15 protein-coding genes are annotated in these 16,095 nt (G+C 73.5%); 8 read left to right on the forward strand and 7 right to left on the reverse strand.

What is annotated here, in order from left to right; translation table 11 throughout:
* Nucleotides 1-8 precede the first annotated feature (8 nt).
* Nucleotides 9-1,526 (forward strand): FAD-dependent oxidoreductase, encoded by a 1,518-nt coding sequence (locus ACZ58V_RS29275; RefSeq protein ID WP_471293588.1) that lies wholly within the window; start codon nucleotides 9-11, stop codon nucleotides 1,524-1,526.
* A 98-nt stretch (nucleotides 1,527-1,624) separates the two neighbouring features.
* On the forward strand, nucleotides 1,625-1,804 hold the full coding sequence (locus ACZ58V_RS29280) for a hypothetical protein (RefSeq protein WP_468192045.1): 180 nt from the start codon (nucleotides 1,625-1,627) through the stop codon (nucleotides 1,802-1,804).
* Here the strand turns inward: ACZ58V_RS29280 and ACZ58V_RS29285 are convergent.
* Entirely contained in the window at nucleotides 1,796-2,467 is a 672-nt protein-coding gene (locus ACZ58V_RS29285) for an ABC transporter (protein ID WP_471293591.1), read from the reverse strand. The two genes, ACZ58V_RS29280 and ACZ58V_RS29285, sit on opposite strands and share 9 nt — an antisense overlap.
* Nucleotides 2,464-3,330, reverse strand: coding sequence for an ABC transporter ATP-binding protein (locus tag ACZ58V_RS29290; protein ID WP_471293594.1), 867 nt, complete (start codon nucleotides 3,328-3,330; stop codon nucleotides 2,464-2,466). The genes ACZ58V_RS29285 and ACZ58V_RS29290 overlap by 4 nt, the downstream gene beginning before the upstream one ends.
* A gap of 43 nt (nucleotides 3,331-3,373) precedes the next feature.
* Here ACZ58V_RS29290 and ACZ58V_RS29295 point away from each other — a divergent pair, with 43 nt between their 5' ends.
* Nucleotides 3,374-4,114: an aminoacyl-tRNA hydrolase gene (locus ACZ58V_RS29295; protein WP_468192051.1), complete on the forward strand. Its 741-nt coding sequence runs from the start codon at nucleotides 3,374-3,376 to the stop codon at nucleotides 4,112-4,114.
* A 134-nt stretch (nucleotides 4,115-4,248) separates the two neighbouring features.
* Complete coding sequence (locus ACZ58V_RS29300) at nucleotides 4,249-4,701, forward strand: DUF7144 family membrane protein (protein WP_382825524.1); 453 nt, start codon at nucleotides 4,249-4,251, stop codon at nucleotides 4,699-4,701.
* Nucleotides 4,702-4,714: 13 nt separating this feature from the next.
* Here the strand turns inward: ACZ58V_RS29300 and ACZ58V_RS29305 are convergent, their stop codons facing one another.
* Nucleotides 4,715-5,290, reverse strand: a complete 576-nt coding sequence (locus ACZ58V_RS29305; protein WP_468192053.1) for a potassium channel family protein — start codon at nucleotides 5,288-5,290, stop codon at nucleotides 4,715-4,717.
* 162 nt (nucleotides 5,291-5,452) lie between these two features.
* On the opposite strand from ACZ58V_RS29305, the gene ACZ58V_RS29310 reads away from it, so the two are divergent.
* The gene (locus ACZ58V_RS29310) at nucleotides 5,453-7,051 is read left to right on the forward strand and encodes an MbnB/TglH/ChrH family RiPP precursor modification enzyme (protein ID WP_471293598.1); all 1,599 of its coding nucleotides are present in this window, start codon (nucleotides 5,453-5,455) and stop codon (nucleotides 7,049-7,051) included.
* Nucleotides 7,052-7,068: 17 nt separating this feature from the next.
* Here ACZ58V_RS29310 and ACZ58V_RS29315 read toward each other — a convergent pair whose 3' ends face one another.
* The 3 genes from ACZ58V_RS29315 to ACZ58V_RS29325 form a co-directional block, all read right to left on the reverse strand.
* A complete protein-coding gene (locus ACZ58V_RS29315; protein WP_468192056.1) occupies nucleotides 7,069-8,538 on the reverse strand; it encodes an APC family permease in 1,470 nt (489 codons plus the stop codon).
* On the reverse strand, nucleotides 8,535-10,106 hold the full coding sequence (locus ACZ58V_RS29320) for a GMC family oxidoreductase (protein ID WP_468192058.1): 1,572 nt from the start codon (nucleotides 10,104-10,106) through the stop codon (nucleotides 8,535-8,537). Before ACZ58V_RS29320 ends, ACZ58V_RS29315 begins: the two co-directional genes overlap by 4 nt.
* Nucleotides 10,107-10,203: 97 nt before the next feature.
* A complete protein-coding gene (locus tag ACZ58V_RS29325; RefSeq protein WP_468192060.1) occupies nucleotides 10,204-11,670 on the reverse strand; it encodes an aldehyde dehydrogenase family protein in 1,467 nt (488 codons plus the stop codon).
* Between the two features lie 384 nt (nucleotides 11,671-12,054).
* On the opposite strand from ACZ58V_RS29325, the gene ACZ58V_RS29330 reads away from it, so the two are divergent.
* The 3 genes from ACZ58V_RS29330 to ACZ58V_RS29340 all read left to right on the forward strand — a co-directional run bounded on the left by ACZ58V_RS29330 (nucleotide 12,055) and on the right by ACZ58V_RS29340 (nucleotide 15,359).
* Entirely contained in the window at nucleotides 12,055-12,777 is a 723-nt protein-coding gene (locus tag ACZ58V_RS29330; RefSeq protein ID WP_468192061.1) for a DUF4142 domain-containing protein, read from the forward strand.
* 86 nt (nucleotides 12,778-12,863) lie between these two features.
* The gene (locus tag ACZ58V_RS29335) at nucleotides 12,864-13,634 is read left to right on the forward strand and encodes a TIGR04222 domain-containing membrane protein (RefSeq protein ID WP_471293602.1); all 771 of its coding nucleotides are present in this window, start codon (nucleotides 12,864-12,866) and stop codon (nucleotides 13,632-13,634) included.
* Between the two features lie 114 nt (nucleotides 13,635-13,748).
* Nucleotides 13,749-15,359: an alpha/beta hydrolase gene (locus ACZ58V_RS29340; RefSeq protein WP_471293605.1), complete on the forward strand. Its 1,611-nt coding sequence runs from the start codon at nucleotides 13,749-13,751 to the stop codon at nucleotides 15,357-15,359.
* On the opposite strand, the gene hemQ is transcribed toward ACZ58V_RS29340, so the two are convergent.
* Nucleotides 15,360-16,091 carry a hydrogen peroxide-dependent heme synthase gene (gene hemQ / locus ACZ58V_RS29345; protein ID WP_471293608.1) on the reverse strand — a complete coding sequence of 244 codons (732 nt, stop codon included), beginning with the start codon at nucleotides 16,089-16,091 and terminating at the stop codon, nucleotides 15,360-15,362.
* Nucleotides 16,092-16,095: the final 4 nt, after the last annotated feature.

Below are 16,095 nucleotides of genomic sequence, written 5' to 3' on the forward strand. Positions count from 1 at the left end.
GGTGGCGCATGAGCGAGAAGCAGCAGGTCAGCAGCTCGTACTGGCTCGATACCGCACCGGACGGCCGCCACCCGGCCCTGACGGAGGACCTGGACGTCGACGTGGCGGTGATCGGCGCCGGGATCGCCGGACTGTGCGCGGCGTGGGAGCTGACCCGGGCCGGGCGGAGTGTGGCGGTGCTGGAGGCCGGGCGGGTCGCGGCCGGGGTCACCGGGCACACCACCGCCAAGGTCACCGCCCTGCACACGCTCGTCTACGACAAGCTGCGGCGCACCCGCGGCCCCGAGGGCGCGCGGCTGTACGCCCGCTCCCAGTCCGAGGCGATCGAGCGCGCGGCCGGGATCGTCGGGGAACTGGGCATCGACTGCGAGTGGGAGACCCGGAGCGCCTACACGTACGCGTGCGACGCGGGCCGGGTGGACGAACTGCGCGCCGAGGCGCGGGCGGCGGCCGAGGCCGGGCTGCCCGCCTCGTTCGTGACGGAGACCGGGCTGCCCTTCCCGGTGGCGGGCGCGGTCCGGGTCACCGGGCAGGCCCAGTTCCATCCGCGCAAGTACCTGCTGGCCCTCGCCGCCGACCTCGTCGGACGCGGCGGGCGGATCTACGAGGACACCGCCGTCCTGGGCCTGGACGAGGGCGAGCCGTGCCGGCTGTCGACCACGACCGGGGCGCCGGTCAGGGCCCGGGACGTCGTCGTCGCGACGCACTACCCGATCTTCGACCGGGCCCTGCTGTTCGCCCGGCTGTCGCCGCGCCGCGAGCTGGTCGTCGCCGGGACCATCCCGGCCGACCGGGACCCGGACGGCATGTTCATCACGCCCGCCGAGGGCATCCGCTCGGTGCGCACCGCCCCGTACGAGGGGGATCGGCGGCTGCTCGTGGTCACCGGCGAGCACTTCACACCCGGCACGGGCGACCCGCGGGCCCGCTTCGAACACCTCACCGCCTGGGCCACCGGCCACTTCCCGGACCTGGAGGTCACCCACCGCTGGGCCACGCAGGACATCGACCCCACCGACACCGTGCCGATGGTCGGCCCGCTGCACCCGGGCGCGCGGCACACGTACGTGGCCACCGGCTTCGGTGGCTGGGGCATGAGCGGCGGCATGATGGCGGGCCGCCTGCTCACCGCGCAGATCACGGGCGAGGAGTGCGCGTGGAGCGGGCTGTACGACCCGCGCCGGCTGCGTCCGGCCGTGCGTGAGGCTCCGTCGTTCCTCAAGACGCAGGCCAAGGTCGCCGGACACTTCGTGGGAGACCGGCTGCGGCCCGTGCCCCCGGTGGAGTCCCTGCCGCCCGGCGAGGGCGCCGTGGTCCGCGTCGCCGGCCACCGTCTCGCCGTCTACCGGGACGACGACGGCTCCCTGCACGCCGTCTCGGCCCGCTGCACCCACCTGGGCTGCCTGGTCGCGTTCAACGGCGCCGAGCGCGCCTGGGAGTGCCCCTGCCACGGCTCCCGCTTCGACACGGACGGCAAGGTGGTCCAGGGCCCGGCGACCAAGCCGCTGGAGCGGCGGGACATCTGACGGCCGGGTGACACCCCAAGCCGCGACGCATGACACAACGTGTCTCCGAGCTGATCGGAGCCGTGGGCAGCCGTCCCTGACCGGCCTACGCTGGACGTATGAGCGAGGACGACTACTGCCTGATCGCCCCGGCCAGGCCACCCCGGGCCGAGGGGCCGCCGTACGCCGAGTGTGTCCTGTGCCGGAAGCCCACGGAGTACCCGGAGTCGTACAAGGGTGTCACGCTCTGCCCGGTCTGCGAGTGGCAGGAGGCGCAGCGCACGGCCTGCTCAGGGTGATCGACGGGAGGCGAGCGCACCGGCCAGGGCCAGCGCCGCGGCGGTGACCAGGGTCGCCGCGGCCAGGGGCAGCAGCGGGAGCGGGACGGTACCCGACCGGGAGCCGGTCACCAGGCCCTGCACCGCCGCCTGAGCCGGGGAGCCGGTGGCCACCAGGGACAGCAGTGCCGCGAGCAGCAGGGCCAGGACGGCACGGCCCCGCGACCGCAGCAGCGGCCGGCTCGTGAGCGCGCCGACGGCCGTGCCGAGCAGGGCGCAGGCCAGGGCGGCGAGCAGCCCGGCACCGCAGGCGGGGGCGAGCGGCACCCGGGTGCGGTGGTCCGAGGCGACCGGGTCGCTGAGCAGGGTCACGAGAAGGGTCGTGACCGTGCCGAGCGCCGCCGCGCCGGCCAGCGCCACCAGCAGACAGGCCACATGGGCCCGGGCGGGCCCGACGGCCGCCGCCACACAGCCGCGCGCGGCCTCCGGCTCGCCCGTGACGCAGATCCGCGCCAGCCAGGCCGCGACGGGCAGCAGTGCGGCGGCGGAGTAACCCAGCGAGTCGAGCACCGGCTGGCCGGCCTGGACGCTGACGGCGAGGAAGGCGGCGTACAGCAGGAACGGCGGCAGCCAGCGCTGCGAGCGCAGCAGCAGGGCGGCGTGGTAGCGCAGAAGGGCGGTCATCGGCTGTTCCCGGGGGTGTCCGCCGGCGGTGCCACGCGCACCACGTGCCAGGGCGGGCGGGCCGTGAGCAGGGCGCGGAGCAGGACGTCGGAGTGCGGAGCGGGGACGGTCAGGCGGTAGCTGCCCGCCTCTGTCTCCTCGGCGGAGGCGGCGCTCCGCAGCACCTCGTCGGGAAGCCGCGCGTCCGGCGGGCCCTGTGCCTCGACCGTGACGTGCGGTCCGGACGGAAGCGGTCCCGCCACCTCGCACGGGACGAGACTCCCGTCGCGCACGACGTACGTCGCGTCGGGCAGGCCCGCGAGGCGGCGCGGGTCGTGGTCGACGAACACCACGGATCCACCGGCCGCCGTGCGCTCGGCGACCGCCCGCTCCAACTCGGCGCGGGCATCGGTGTCCAGGCCGGTCCACGCCTCGTCCAGCACCAGCAGCTCCGGCTCCGCCAGCAGGGCCTGCGCGACCGCGACCTTCTGGCTGCTGCCCTTGGACAGCCGGGCCATCGGTGTACCGGCGTACGCGGCGGCCCCCAGGCGCTCCAGCCACTCGCCGGCGGCTCGGGCGGCCGCCGTGCGGGACAGGCCGTGCACGGTGCCGAGGTGGGTGAGGTAGCCGACGGCCGTGAAGGGCAGGGCCGGCGGGAACCGTTCGGGGACGTAGGCCGTGCGCGGCCGGCCGGTGATCCGGCCTTCGCTGGGGGCGTCGATGCCCGCGAGCAGCCGTAGGAGGGTGGACTTGCCGGTGCCGTTGGTGCCCTCGACGCGGACGAGCCGGCCCGGGGCCACCGTCAGGTCGACGCCACGCAACACCCAGGGGCCGCGCAGGCCGTAGCGGCGGCCCGCGTTCTCCAGGCACAGGTCGGGTCGCATGGGGCCCATCCTGCACGATCTTGCGGCTGGCACACTGGGCTTCGTGAGCGAAGACCCGACGCCCGTGAGCGACAGCCCCTTCCGATCCGAGCCCTCGGTGCGCGACACGGCACCGCAGTTCGTGCTGCCGCTGGTCGTGCGGATCGAGCGGGCGGACCCGCCGGTGCGTACGGACGCGCTGGAGACGGCCGCGCGGGCGGTGCTGACGATTCTGTCCGACGAGCGGTCGGCCGGGGACGGCGAGTGGGCGCAGGCCATGCGGGACTGGCAGGACGCCCGGATCCGCAAGGTGGTGCGGCGGGCGCGCGGCGCCGAGTGGCGGCGGGCCGAGGCGCTGCCCGGCATCACCGTCACCGGCAAGTCCGCCGAGGTGCGGGTCTTCCCGCCCGTCCCGCTGGACGGCTGGCCCAAGGACCTGGCCCGGCTCCAGGTCTCCGGCACCGACCTGGACGACCCGGAACCGCCGGTGGACGCGGACCCGGCCGCCCCCGTCCTGTGGGTGAACCCGGACCTCGGCATGACGGCCGGCAAGGCGATGGCCCAGGCGGGCCACGCCGCCCAACTGGCCTGGTGGGAGCTGACCGACGAGGAGCGGGCCGCCTGGCACGACGCGGGCTTCCCGCTCGCCGTACGGACGGCCGCCCCGGCCCGCTGGCCGGAACTGACGCACAGCGGGCTGCCGGTGGTCCGGGACGCGGGGTTCACGGAGATCGCCCCCGGCGAGACCTTCGCGGTGGAGGGGGTCGGCCGTATCCGTGCCCTCGCGCGCGAGGAACAGCCGTAGGAAGGCGCCTCAGGGAGGCTCCTTCTCCGACGGAGCCGCGGCTTCGCGTCCACCCGTTCGGCGCAGCCGCGGGCGCGCCGGTAGCGGGCGGGTGCTCCAGTGGGGTTACCAGACATCCGACCCAGGAGGCAGCCATGACCAGTGCCGCGCCCCCTCCCCCCGCTCCGCCCGCCCCCGACAGCGCGCCCGGCGACCGGGGCGGTGCCGACGACCCGTTGGCGGCCGGCGGCCTCACTCTCGGCGGCACCCTGATGGTCGTCTACGGCCTCTTCGCGGTGCTCCAGGGCATCGCCGCGATCGCGAACGACGAGGTGTACACCAGTTTCGGCGAGTACGTCTTCGCCTTCGACCTGACCGCGTGGGGCTGGATCCACCTGGTCGTCGGGGTGCTCGTGGTGGTGGCCGGGTTCGGTCTGTTCACCGGCGCCCTGTGGGCGCGGGTCGCCGGCGCGTGCGTGGTCGGGCTGGCGCTGATCGCGAACTTCATCTGGCTGCCGTACCAGCCGTTCTGGTCGATCATCATGATCGTGACCGGCCTGTTCGTCCTGTGGTCGGTGTTCAACTACCGCTCCTCCCGCCCGGCGTAGCCGCCGCCCCGGGTCAGGACAGCGGCGGACGCCGGTCGCGTGCGGCGACCACGGTGTGCAGATGGCGCGTCAGCGCGGTGGCCGCCGCCGTGAGGAAGACGAACGTGTACACGATCTGGACGACCGCCACCATGCGGGCCTCCTGCCCGCTCGGGGTGATGTCGCCGTAGCCGACGGTCGCGAGCGTGACGACGGTGAAGTACAGCGCGTCGGCCCGGGTGCGCAGGCCGGTGAACTGGCCCGGCTGCTGGGCGAGCGCGTAGTAGCCGGACGAGAAGACCAGCACGGCCAGGCACATCAGCAGCGAGATCACGAGGCCCGACCGGGTGTGCGGCTTCTCCAGCACGATGTCGCGCACCTGGCGCAGCAGCAGCGCGGCCACCAGCCCCAGGCACAGGACGAACAGCGGCCAGCCCAGCCAGGGGCGGTCGGCGGCGAGGCCCTCCAGCGGGAGCAGGAAGTAGGCCGTGCCCCCGGCCAGGACCAGGGCCCCGGCACCGGCCCACAGCCACCGGACCACGGCCGGATGCCCCGGGTCCCGTCCGCGCTTCCGCGCGGGGTGGTGCGCCTGCTCGCTGCCGTCGCGCATACGTCCGGTCTACGACGCGTCAGGGGGTGGCGCGAGCCCGGTGCCTCCGTCGGTGAACCTCAAATATTCCTCTGAAGGCGTCGGTGGCAGGGTTCGGGGCCGGGCGGCTGGGCCATACCCCCCTCACGTTCGAGGATCGGGCCGTGCGGAGGAGGGGGACGAATGGAGCGACTGGGGACGGGCATCGGGTGGCGACCGGAGATCGCGGACGCCGTGGAGCGCATGCCGGGGATCGACTGGGTCGAGGCCGTGGCCGAGAACGTCTGCCCCGGGCACCTGCCCGAGTCGCTGGAGCGGCTGCGCGAGCGCGGCGTCACCGTGGTGCCGCACGGCGTCTCGCTGGGCCTCGGGGGCGCGGACCGGCCCGGCGAAGACCGGCTGGCCGCGCTGGCCGAGCGGGTGGAGGCGCTCGGCTCGCCGCTGGTCACCGAGCACATCGCGTTCGTACGGGCGGGCGGTGCGCTGACGGCGTCCCCGCGTCTGGAGGCGGGCCATCTGCTGCCCGTTCCCCGGACCCGGGACGCCCTCGACGTCCTCTGCGAGAACGTCCGCATCGCCCAGGAGTCACTTCCGGTGCCGCTGGCCGTCGAGAACATCGCCGCGCTGATCTCCTGGCCGGGCGAGGAGATGACGGAGGGCCAGTTCCTGTACGAGCTGGCCGACCGTACGGGGGTCCGTCTCCTCATCGACGTGGCCAACCTGCACACCAACCACGTCAACCGCGGCGAGGACCCGGCCAAGGCCCTCGCCGAGCTGCCCCTCGAGGCCATCGCCTACGTCCATGTCGCGGGCGGCTTCGAACGCGACGGCGTCTGGCACGACAGCCACGCCCACCCCGTCCCCCGGCCGGTCCTCGACATCCTGACCGACCTCGCCTCCCGCGTCTCCCCACCGGGCGTCCTCCTGGAACGCGACGAGAACTTCCCGGAACCGGCGGAGCTGGAGCGCGAGCTGGGCTCGATCCGACGGGCACTGGAGACGGGAGCCGTCGAGCGTGTGAAGACACAGCTCCTGGAGGCGGGCAGCGCGGCCACGCGCAGGGCGGGGGCGGGGGCGGTCGGGCCCGAGAACGGCGACGTGCTCGGGGAAGAGGACATGTCCGGGCGGACCCGGGAGGCCCGGGGCGCGGGGGGCGAGCCGCCTGCGGGGGCGGGCGGCGCCGAGCGGCCCGGCAACGAGCCCCAGGACGCCGAGGGCCGGTCGCGCGCCGACGCCGGGCGACCCGGCGAAAAGACCCGGGCCGCCGAAGGCCGGCTGCTCGCCGGTGCCGGGCCGCGGGGCCAAGAGACCGGGGCGGTCGGGGCGACACGGGGCGCCTTCGACCTGCCCCACCCAAGTGAGGGGCGGGCCGCTCGTCAGCGGCTGGGGCTCGCGCAGGCCGCGTTGCTGTCCGCGCTGGTCGCCGGGACGCCCGTGCCCGAGGGGTTCGACCGGGTACGGGTCGGCGTACAGGCGCGGGCGCTCGCCGCGAAGCGGGCGGACGTCGTGGCGAAGGTCGCGCCCGAGCTGCCGGTGATCCTCGGAGAGGACTACCGCACCGCCTTCCTCGGCTACGCCCAGACCCACCCGATGACCGACGGCTACCGACGCGACGCCCTCACCTTCGCCGAGCACCTGCTGTCCGCCGGGCGGCCCGGGGACGCGCAGGCGCGGCGGGAACTACGGGAGTGGTGGCTGGAGCGGTCGGGCCCCTCGCCGCGCTCCCGGCGCCCGGTCCACCGACTCGCTCGCGCCACGCGCAGGGTCCTGCTGCGGCGTTGAGTGGATCCCCCTGCCTCTTAGAGCTGCTTCTCCGGTACCGCGTCGCCCGCCGGAGCCTCGCCCCGGCCGTAGTGGTGCGTCGTGAACATGTAGAGCAGGCCCGTCCCCAGCACCACACCGCCGCACAGCAGGACGATCCAGTTCTCCCACCAGGACTTCTCCGGGGTGCGGGCCCAGCAGATGTTGATGATGGCGAGGATGCCGTAGGCCAGCGCGGCGATGTTCACCGTGAGGCCCCAGCGGCCCAGGGTGAACTCCCCCGCCGGTTTCCAGCCCTTGAGCCGGGCGCGCAGCGCGGCCAGGACCACCATCTGGAACGAGCCGTAGATGCCGAGGATCGCGAACGAGACGATGTTGGTGAGGGCGTCCTCGGAGAGCAGCGACGCGAAGGCGATGGCCAGCGGCACCGCCGCGGACACGAACAGCGCCCAGCTCGGCACCGCACGGGCGTGGACGAACCGCCTCAGCAGCCGGTACCCGACGATCATCTCGTCCCGGGCGTAGGAGTAGATGAGCCGCCCGGCCGCGGCCTGGAGGCTGATCGTGCAGGACAGGAAGGAGATCAGCACCACGGCCATCACCAGCCTGGCCCCGGTCTCGCCCATGGCGTCGTACAGCACGTCCACCACCGGGTCGGCCTGCTCGCCCGAGATGATCGCGTTGAAGTCCGTGACCGACAGCAGCAGCGACATACAGGTGAACGTGGCCGCCGCGCCGCCGATGTAGATGGTGCGGCGCATCGCGCGGGGGATGACCCGGCCCGGGTGGGCGACCTCCTCGGCGGTGTCGCCGCACGCCTCGAAGCCGTAGTACTGGTAGAGGCCGATGATGGCGGCTGCCAGGAACGCCGGCAGGTAGGAGCCGTCTCCCCCGGTGCCGTAGCTGTCGAAGATGACGTCGAGGCTCTGGTGACGGTGGGTGGCCAGCAGGTAGACGCCGACGACGAGGGCGCCGATGAGCTCGCCGGCGAAACCGATGAGCGCCGCCGTCGACAGTGCCTTGGTGCCCATGTAGTTGATGAGGATGGCGACGACGATGAGCACGGCGGTGCACAGCACGGTGGTGTGCACGGTGGCTCTGAAGCCGAAGAGGATGGCGATGTAGGGGCCGGCTCCGTAGGCGACGGAGGTGATGGTCACCAGCAGTGCCCACATGTACACCCAGCCGGTCATCCACGCCCAGCGCTTGCCCCACAGCCGCCGCGCCCAGGGGTAGACACCGCCCGCGATCGGGTACTGGGCGACGATCTCGCCGAAGATCAGCGCGACGAGGAACTGGCCGCAGCCGGCGACCAGGAACGCCCAGATCATCGGCGGTCCGCCGTCGGCGATCGCGATGCCGAAGAGGGTGTAGGTGCCCACCACCGGGGAGAGGTAGGTGAAGCCGAGGGCGAAGTTGGCCCAGGGGCTCATGTCCTTGCGGAACTCCGAGCCGGGCTCCCCTCCCGGGGTGCCGGCGGCCGGTGCGGGAGGCTGTGCGGCGGTCACTGTCCGGCCCTCCGTTCCGCGGCCGGCGTGCGGCCGCCGATCAGGTCTGCGGCGCGTTCGGCGGTGAGCAGGACGGTCACCATGGGGTTGATCGTGGGCATGGTCGGGAAGATCGACGCGTCGACGATCCGCACGCCCTCGAAGCCGCGCAGTCTCAACTCGGGGTCGCAGACGGCCAGCGGATCGTCCGGGGCGCCCATGCGGCAGGTGCCCGCGGGGTGGTAGACGGTGTGTGCCACGCGGCGGCCGTACTCCGACAGGTCGGCGTCGGAGACGACGTCCGGGCCGGGCGCGACCTCCCGGACGAGCCAGTCGCGCAGCGGGGCGGTGGCGGCGACCTCGCGGGCGATCCTCAGACCGTCCACGATGGTGCGCTCGTCGTGGCCCTCCGGGTCGGTGAAGTACCGGAAGTCCAGGGCGGGGTGCTCGGCGGGGTCGGCGCTGCGCAGCCACATGCGGCCGGTGGACCGGGCACGCGGCACGTTCGGCGTCATGCACACCCCGTGCTGCGGCACGGGGTAGCCCAGGCGTTCGGTGTTGACGGTGAACGGCACCTGGTAGAAGTGGAACATCAGGTCGGGGCGCGGCCCGCTCTTGTCGCGACGCAGGAACAGTCCGGCGTCGGAGTCCATCGCGGAGTTGGGCGGCAGCGGGCCGTCGGTCTCCCAGACGATCACGGACTCGGGGTGGTCCAGCAGGTTCTCGCCGACGCCGGGCAGGTCGGCCCGTACGTCGATGCCCAGCTTGCGCAGGTCGTCGGCCGGGCCGATGCCGGAGAGCATCAGCAGGCGCGGGGTGTCGATGGCACCGGCGCACAGCAGGAGTTCGCGTTCGGCGCGCACGGTGGCGGGTTGCCCGTCGGCGCCGCGGACGGCGACCCGGGTCAGCCGCCCCGCGTCGTCGGTGAGCAGCCGGTGCGCCCAGGTCTCCAGGAGGAGCGTGAGGTTGGGCCGGTCCATGACCGGGTGGAGGTAGGCGACGGACGCGGAGGAGCGCAGATTGCCCTCCGGCTCGTAGGCCAGCGAGAAGAAGCCGGCGCCGTCCGCGAAGGGTTCGGCGTTGAAGTCGTCGACGACGGGGACGCCGAGGGCGCGGGTGGCCGCGGTGACGAAGTCCTTGGCGATGGGATTGCGGTCGGCCTCGGCCACCGGGACGATCTGTGTGCGCAGCCGGTCCCGGTAGGGGAGGATCGTGGCCGGGTCCCAGCCGGGGCAGCCCCGGGCCACCCAGTCGTCGAGGTCCTGCGGCAGCGGCAGGAAGCTGATCAGCGTGTTGTGGGAGGAGCAGCCGCCGAGCACGCGGGCCCGTGAGTGCAGGATGTGGGAGTTGCCGCGCGGCTGTTCGACCGTGGTGTAGCCGTAGTCGTACTCCGAGCCGAGCAGGTTGATCCAGTTGCGCAGGCGCAGGATGCGCTCGTCGCCGACATCGCTGGGGCCGCCCTCGATGACGCAGACGCGGCAGTCGGGGTCCTCGCTCAGACGGGCGGCGAGCACGCAGCCGGCGGTGCCGCCGCCGACGATGACGTAGTCGTAGGCGGACTCGGCGCCGTGCGCGGTGGTGGGGGCCATGCGGTGCCTTTCTTCGGTGGCCTTCGCGCCACGGGCGGGCGTGCGGCCGGTCTTCGGTGGTCGTCGCGCCACGGTCGGGCGCTGTGCTGCCGGAAGGTCAGCCCTTGAACCAGCCGGAGGGGGCGGGGGCGAGGTTCTGGTAGATGTGCTTGGCCTCCTGGTACTCGCGCAGCCCGGTGGGGCCGAGTTCGCGCCCGACGCCGGAGCGGCCGAAGCCGCCCCACTCGGCCTGCGGCACATAGGGGTGGAAGTCGTTGATCCACACGGTGCCGTGCCGCAGCCGCTGCGCGACGCGCTGGGCGCGGCTCGCGTCGGAGGTCCACACGCCGCCGGCCAGGCCGTAGCGGGTGTCGTTGGCGAGTTCCACGGCCTCGTCCTCGGTGCGGAAGCGCTCGACCGTGACCACCGGGCCGAAGACCTCCTCCTGGACGATGCGCATGGACCGGTCGCAGTCGGCGAAGATCGTCGGCAGCAGGAAGAAGCCGCGGCTCAGGGCGGGGTCGTCGGGGCGGGTGCCGCCGGTGACGAGCCGGGCGCCCTCCTCCCGGCCGATGGCGATGTAGCCCTCGACCTTCTCGCGGTGCTCGGCGGAGCTGAGCGGGCCGCTCTCGGTGCCCTCCTCCAGGCCGCTGCCGAGCCGGATCGCCCGCGCGCGGTCGGCGTAGGCCTCGACGAACCGGTCGTGCAGCGAGTCCTCGACCAGCAGGCGCGAACCGGCCGAGCAGACCTGCCCGGAGTGCAGGAAGGCGGCGTCGAGCGCGTAGTCCACGGCGGCGTCGAAGTCGGCGTCCGCGAAGACGATGTTGGGGTTCTTGCCGCCCAGTTCCAGGGCGATGTTCCTCGGCCCCTCGGCGGCGCTGGCCATGATGGACCGTCCGGTGTTGAGGCCGCCGGTGAAGGACACCATGTCGACGTCGGGGTGGCTGGTCAGGGCCGCGCCGACCCTCGCCCCGGAGCCCAGCACCAGGTTGGCGACGCCGGGCGGGGCGCCGGCCTCCTCGATGAGCCGGATCATGGCGATCGTGGTGAGCGGTGTGATCTCGCTGGGCTTGAGGACGAAGGTGTTGCCCGCGGCCAGCGCCGGGGCCACCTTCCAGGAGGCCTGGAGCAGCGGGTAGTTCCAGGGGGCGATGAGCGCGCACACGCCGATCGGCTGGTAGACGACACGGCTGAGGACGTCCGGGCCGACGTCCACGACCCGGCCGCCGTCCTTGCCCGCGAGTTCGGCGAAGTAGCGGAAGGCGTTGGCCACGTCCTCCACGTCGATACGGGCCTCGGTCAGCGTCTTCCCGGTGTCGAGCGTCTCGGTGCGGGCGATGTCCTCCCGGTCGCGCAGCAGCAGGTCGTGGACGCGCATCAGCAGGTCGGCGCGGCGGCGGGAGGGGGCGTTCGCCCAGTCCTCCTCGGCGAAGGCGCGCCGGGCGGCACGTACGGCGCGGTCCACGTCGCCGGCGTCGGCCTCGTCGACGGTGGTGACGACCGAGGCGTCGTAGGGGTTGACCACCTCCCGCCGTCCACCGGCCGTGGCCTGTGTCCACTCGCCGTCGATGTACAGCTCACCCACCGCGGGGCCTCCTTCGCATCCGGCCGGTGCCGATCGGCTCGACGGTCAGCAACATGGCCCATCGGGAGGTCGGCGGCCACGGGGCACACCGCCGCGACGGCGTCCGGGCGGCCCAGAGGACCCGGGTGGGCTAGTCGCCCGGGTCCGCGCGTGCGCGCCCGAGTGTGCCGGGACTAACACCCGGGTCGCCTCCGCCGGGACCCACGGGTCGGTATGGACCCGTTTACACAGATTGGCCCCTCGACGCACCTCCCCCCATCGCCCCGCCCTGCCCCCGATGCAACCATTCGCCCGTGTACGGCGGTTGGCGTAGACCCCGCCGCACCATGGCGATTCCGCACCCGAAGCGCACTAGCGTGCGGTGCCGTACCAGGAGGCACCACCATGCGACCCCGACCCCCCGTCAAGGACCGAGGCATCGTCAGCGGCACGGGGCTCATCGTCACGTGCCTCACGGCGACGCTCGCCGCGCTTGTCTTCTCGCTCTGGCCGTACACCGGCCGGCCGGGGACGGCGCCGGACGTGCCGCGCGTGCAGACGCTGCGGACGAGCTACGGCCCGCTCTCCGCCCTCGACCAGGACTTCCTCGTCAAGATCCGGCTGGCCGGGCTGTGGGAGCCGGCCGCGGGGCGGCAGGCGCGGACGAAGGGGACCACCCCGGCCGTGCGGACGGCCGGCCGGCGTCTCGTCGAGGGGCACCGGTTCCTGGACGAGCGGGTCCGCGGTGCCGCCGCCCAGCTGAACCTCACCCTGCCGGACGCGCCCGGCGACCAGCAGAAGCAGTGGCTGGCCACCCTGGACGAGGAGCGGGGCGCGGAGTACGACCGGCAGTTCGCCACCGTCCTGCGGCTGTCCCAGGGCCAGGTGTTCCCGGTCGTCGCCCAGGTCCGCGCGAGCACCCGCAACTCCCTGGTGCGCGCCCTCGCCGACGACGCCACCACGACGGTCCTCGACCACATCAAGGCCCTGGAGGCGACGGGCGACGTCGACTACGACACCGTGGCCCGCGACATGGCAACCGGCAGCACTCCCTCACTCCCCGCTCCGACCTCGGCTCCGCCCCAGACACTCCCGCCGCCCGCCTTCCGCCCGCCACCGGGGCAGTGAAACGGAACGTCACATACCGACAACACTCCATCCGAATTGCGAACGAGGCATGGTGTTTTCGGGACCGTGTCACATACAAACAACATATGCTCTGGGCTTTTTTCCTGCTGGCGGCCTGGGTCGTTGCGGGCACGGCGTGCACCCGGCTGTGCCTGGCCGCCGTGCGCGCCGCGGCCGGCGACACGGACACCGGCCAGGTCCATGAACTCACCCTGTACGAGGCCGCGTTCCTCTCCGGCGGCCCCCGGCGGGTCGCCGACGTGACCCTCGTCGCCATGGCGCGTCAGCGGCGCCTGCTGCTGGCCCACACCGGCTGGGCGACCGTCGTCGATCCGCGCGGGCGGGACGCGATGGAGCGGTCGGTGATAGGGGCCATCGGCCTCGAGGGTCAGTCCCGGATCGCACCGGTGCGGGCCACCGCCGCCACGGCGGAGGCGGTGCGCGGGATCGCCGACGGGCTGGTGCGCGCGGGCCTCGCGGTACCCGACAGCGCCCGTACGACGGTCGCGTCGGGGGTCCGGCAGGTGCGCGCCGCGGCGGTCGCCGTGCTCGGGCTCGGCGTCGCCGCGCTGCTGACGCCCGCCCCGCCGGACATGCCGCGTCACCTGGTCGCCCTGTGGTTCGCGCTGCCGCTCACCCTGACCCTGAGCTGCCTCGCCGTCGCGCGGGTCGAGATCCACCCGTACTCGCGCTGGGCCTCCCCGGCGGGTCAGCGGCTGCTCGGCGCACTGGCCCGGAACGCGGACGGCGCCGCCGACGACCGTACGTACCTCACCTCCGTGGCCGTACGCGGGGTCCGCGCGATCGGAGAACCGGACCTGCGCGCCGCCTTCGCGCACCGCGAGGCACACGACTGACGGGCCGGGGGCGCACGGGAGCATTGACGCCGACACCGGCGTACGGTGCTTGCCTTCCTCAATCACCGCACCAAACATCCCTTTTGTCGCCACCGTGCACCGAAGGGAAACGCGATGAGAGCCGCCCTCCTCTACTCGGCAGCGGGGTCCTTGCTGTTGAGCACCCTGACCGCGGCCCCGGGCATCGAGGGCCGGTCCGCTGCGCCCGAGCCGCACGGCACCGCGGTGGCCGCCGCGCGCGCGAAGGCGGCCGGTGTCCGGTTCGGCCCGTGCGACGACGCGCAGGACCTGCCGGGCGGCATGCGGTGCGGCACGGTGACCGTCCCGCTGGACTACGCCCGGCCGAACGGACGGCAGATCCGACTGGCCGTCAGCCGGACCCCGGCCACGCGGAAGGACCCGCACAACAGCAAGCGCAAGGTCCGCCGGCAGGGCGCCCTGGTCTACAACCCCGGCGGGCCCGGCGCCACCGGCCTGTACTTCCCGATCGTCGGACTGCTCCCCGAGTGGAAGCGGCTCGCGGCCGCCTACGACCTCATCGGCTACGCCCCGCGCGGCGTCGGCCGTTCCGCGCCGCTGTCCTGCCAGGACCCCGCGCAGTTCTTCAAGGCGCCCACACAGGCGCAGACGCACCCCTCGGCGGCGTTCAAGAAGGAACGCATCGCGCAGGCGAAGGCGTACGCGCGCGGCTGCGCCGAGCGGGCCGGCGGCACGCTGCGGCACTACCACTCGCTGAACAACGCCCGCGACCTGGACGTACTGCGCGCCGCGCTCGGCGAGCCGCGGCTGACGTTCCTGGGCTCGTCGTATGGCACCTACCTCGGGGCCCTGTACGCGACGCTGTTCCCCGCGCACGTACGGCGGATGGTGTTCGACTCGGTGGTCGACCCCGACCCGGCGGAGATCTGGTACCGCAACAACCTCGCCCAGTCGGCGGCGTTCGAGGGCCGCTGGCGGGACTTCCGGAGGTGGATCGCCCGGCACGACGGCGTGTACGGGCTGGGCAGGACCGCACGGGAGGTACAGCGTCGCTACGAGCGTGCGAACGCGCGGCTGACCGCCGAGCCGGCCGGCGGGAAGGTCGGGCCGGGGCAGTTGCAGGAGGCGTTCCTGCAGGCCGGGTACTACGACGACCAGTGGCCGCTCCTCGCGCACGCGCTCTCGGCGTATCTCAAGGGCGATCCCAAGCCGCTGGTCGAGCAGGCGAGCCGGTATCCGGAAGCGGCCGCCGAGGCGGAGAACACCCACGCGGTGTACCTGGCCGTCGAGTGCAACGACGCCCCTTGGCCGACGGACTGGAGGGTGTGGGACCGGGACAACACCCGGCTCGCGCGGACGGCGCCGTTCGAGACCTGGGACAACGTGTGGACGAACCTGCCCTGCGCCTACTGGCGGGGGCCGCGGCAACGGCCGCTCGACGTCGGCACCTCGCCGGGCGAACTCCCGCCGACGCTGATCCTGGCCGCCGAGCGGGACGCCGCCACGCCGTACGACGGCGCCCTGGAACTCCGTCGCCGTCTCGCGGGCTCGGTCCTGGTGACGGAGCGGAACGCGGGCGCGCACGGCCTGGCCGGCGGTCCGAACGCCTGCGTCAACGGCCACCTGGAGGCGTATCTGCTGGAGGGCCGGCTGCCGGGGCGGCACGCGCAGTGCGCACCGCACGCCGAACCCGAGCCGCAGTCGAGGGCCCCGGAGAAGCCCGGGGCCGAGCGACGGCTCCGCTGATCAGGCCAGACCGGCGACCAGTTCGGCGACGTCCTTGCGGCGGCCCGTGAAGAACGGGACCTCCTCGCGGACGTGCATACGGGCCTCGGAGGCGCGCAGGTGACGCATGAGGTCGACGATGCGGTACAGCTCGTCGGCCTCGAAGGCGAGGAGCCACTCGTAGTCGCCGAGGGAGAACGAGGCGACGGTGTTGGCGCGCACGTCCGGGTAGCCGCGGGCCATCTTGCCGTGGTCGGCGAGCATGCGGCGGCGGTCCTCGTCGGGCAGCAGGTACCAGTCGTAGGAGCGCACGAAGGGGTAGACGCTCACGTAGTCGCGGGGCGTCTCGTCGGCGAGGAACGCCGGGATGTGCGAGCGGTTGAACTCGGCGGGGCGGTGCAGCGCCATGTTCGACCACACCGGCGTGAGCGCCCGGCCCAGCTTCGTACGGCGGAAGAGGTTGTACGCCTCCTGCAGCGCGTCGCTAGTCTCCGCGTGCCACCAGATCATGAGGTCGGCGTCGGCTCGCAGGCCCGAGACGTCGTACGTGCCGCGGATCGTCACGTCCTTCGCGGCGAGCTGGTCGAACAGCTCCTGGACCTCGTCGGCGTACCCGGCGCGGTCCTCGGGGAGCACGTCCTTCAGCTTGAAGACGGACCAGAGCGTGTAGCGGATGACCTCGTTGAGGTCCTTGGCCAGCTTGCCCTTGTTCGGGATCCTGCCGGTCTCGGGGGTGGAGGCGTCGTTGCTCATGTCC

The sequence above is a fragment of the Streptomyces sp. NPDC040589 genome (assembly GCF_055594445.1).

What these genes read in the sequence shown, in the direction of transcription:
- ACZ58V_RS29275 (WP_471293588.1), top strand. Translation starts at nt 9, where the DNA reads ATGAGCGAGAAGCAGCAGGTCAGCAGCTCGTACTGGCTCGATACCGCA.
- ACZ58V_RS29280 (WP_468192045.1), top strand. Translation starts at nt 1,625, where the DNA reads ATGAGCGAGGACGACTACTGCCTGATCGCCCCGGCCAGGCCACCCCGG.
- ACZ58V_RS29285 (WP_471293591.1), bottom strand. Translation starts at nt 2,467, where the DNA reads ATGACCGCCCTTCTGCGCTACCACGCCGCCCTGCTGCTGCGCTCGCAG.
- ACZ58V_RS29290 (WP_471293594.1), bottom strand. Translation starts at nt 3,330, where the DNA reads ATGCGACCCGACCTGTGCCTGGAGAACGCGGGCCGCCGCTACGGCCTG.
- ACZ58V_RS29300 (WP_382825524.1), top strand. Translation starts at nt 4,249, where the DNA reads ATGACCAGTGCCGCGCCCCCTCCCCCCGCTCCGCCCGCCCCCGACAGC.
- ACZ58V_RS29305 (WP_468192053.1), bottom strand. Translation starts at nt 5,290, where the DNA reads ATGCGCGACGGCAGCGAGCAGGCGCACCACCCCGCGCGGAAGCGCGGA.
- ACZ58V_RS29310 (WP_471293598.1), top strand. Translation starts at nt 5,453, where the DNA reads ATGGAGCGACTGGGGACGGGCATCGGGTGGCGACCGGAGATCGCGGAC.
- ACZ58V_RS29320 (WP_468192058.1), bottom strand. Translation starts at nt 10,106, where the DNA reads ATGGCCCCCACCACCGCGCACGGCGCCGAGTCCGCCTACGACTACGTC.
- ACZ58V_RS29330 (WP_468192061.1), top strand. Translation starts at nt 12,055, where the DNA reads ATGCGACCCCGACCCCCCGTCAAGGACCGAGGCATCGTCAGCGGCACG.
- ACZ58V_RS29335 (WP_471293602.1), top strand. Translation starts at nt 12,864, where the DNA reads ATGCTCTGGGCTTTTTTCCTGCTGGCGGCCTGGGTCGTTGCGGGCACG.
- ACZ58V_RS29340 (WP_471293605.1), top strand. Translation starts at nt 13,749, where the DNA reads ATGAGAGCCGCCCTCCTCTACTCGGCAGCGGGGTCCTTGCTGTTGAGC.
- hemQ (WP_471293608.1), bottom strand. Translation starts at nt 16,091, where the DNA reads ATGAGCAACGACGCCTCCACCCCCGAGACCGGCAGGATCCCGAACAAG.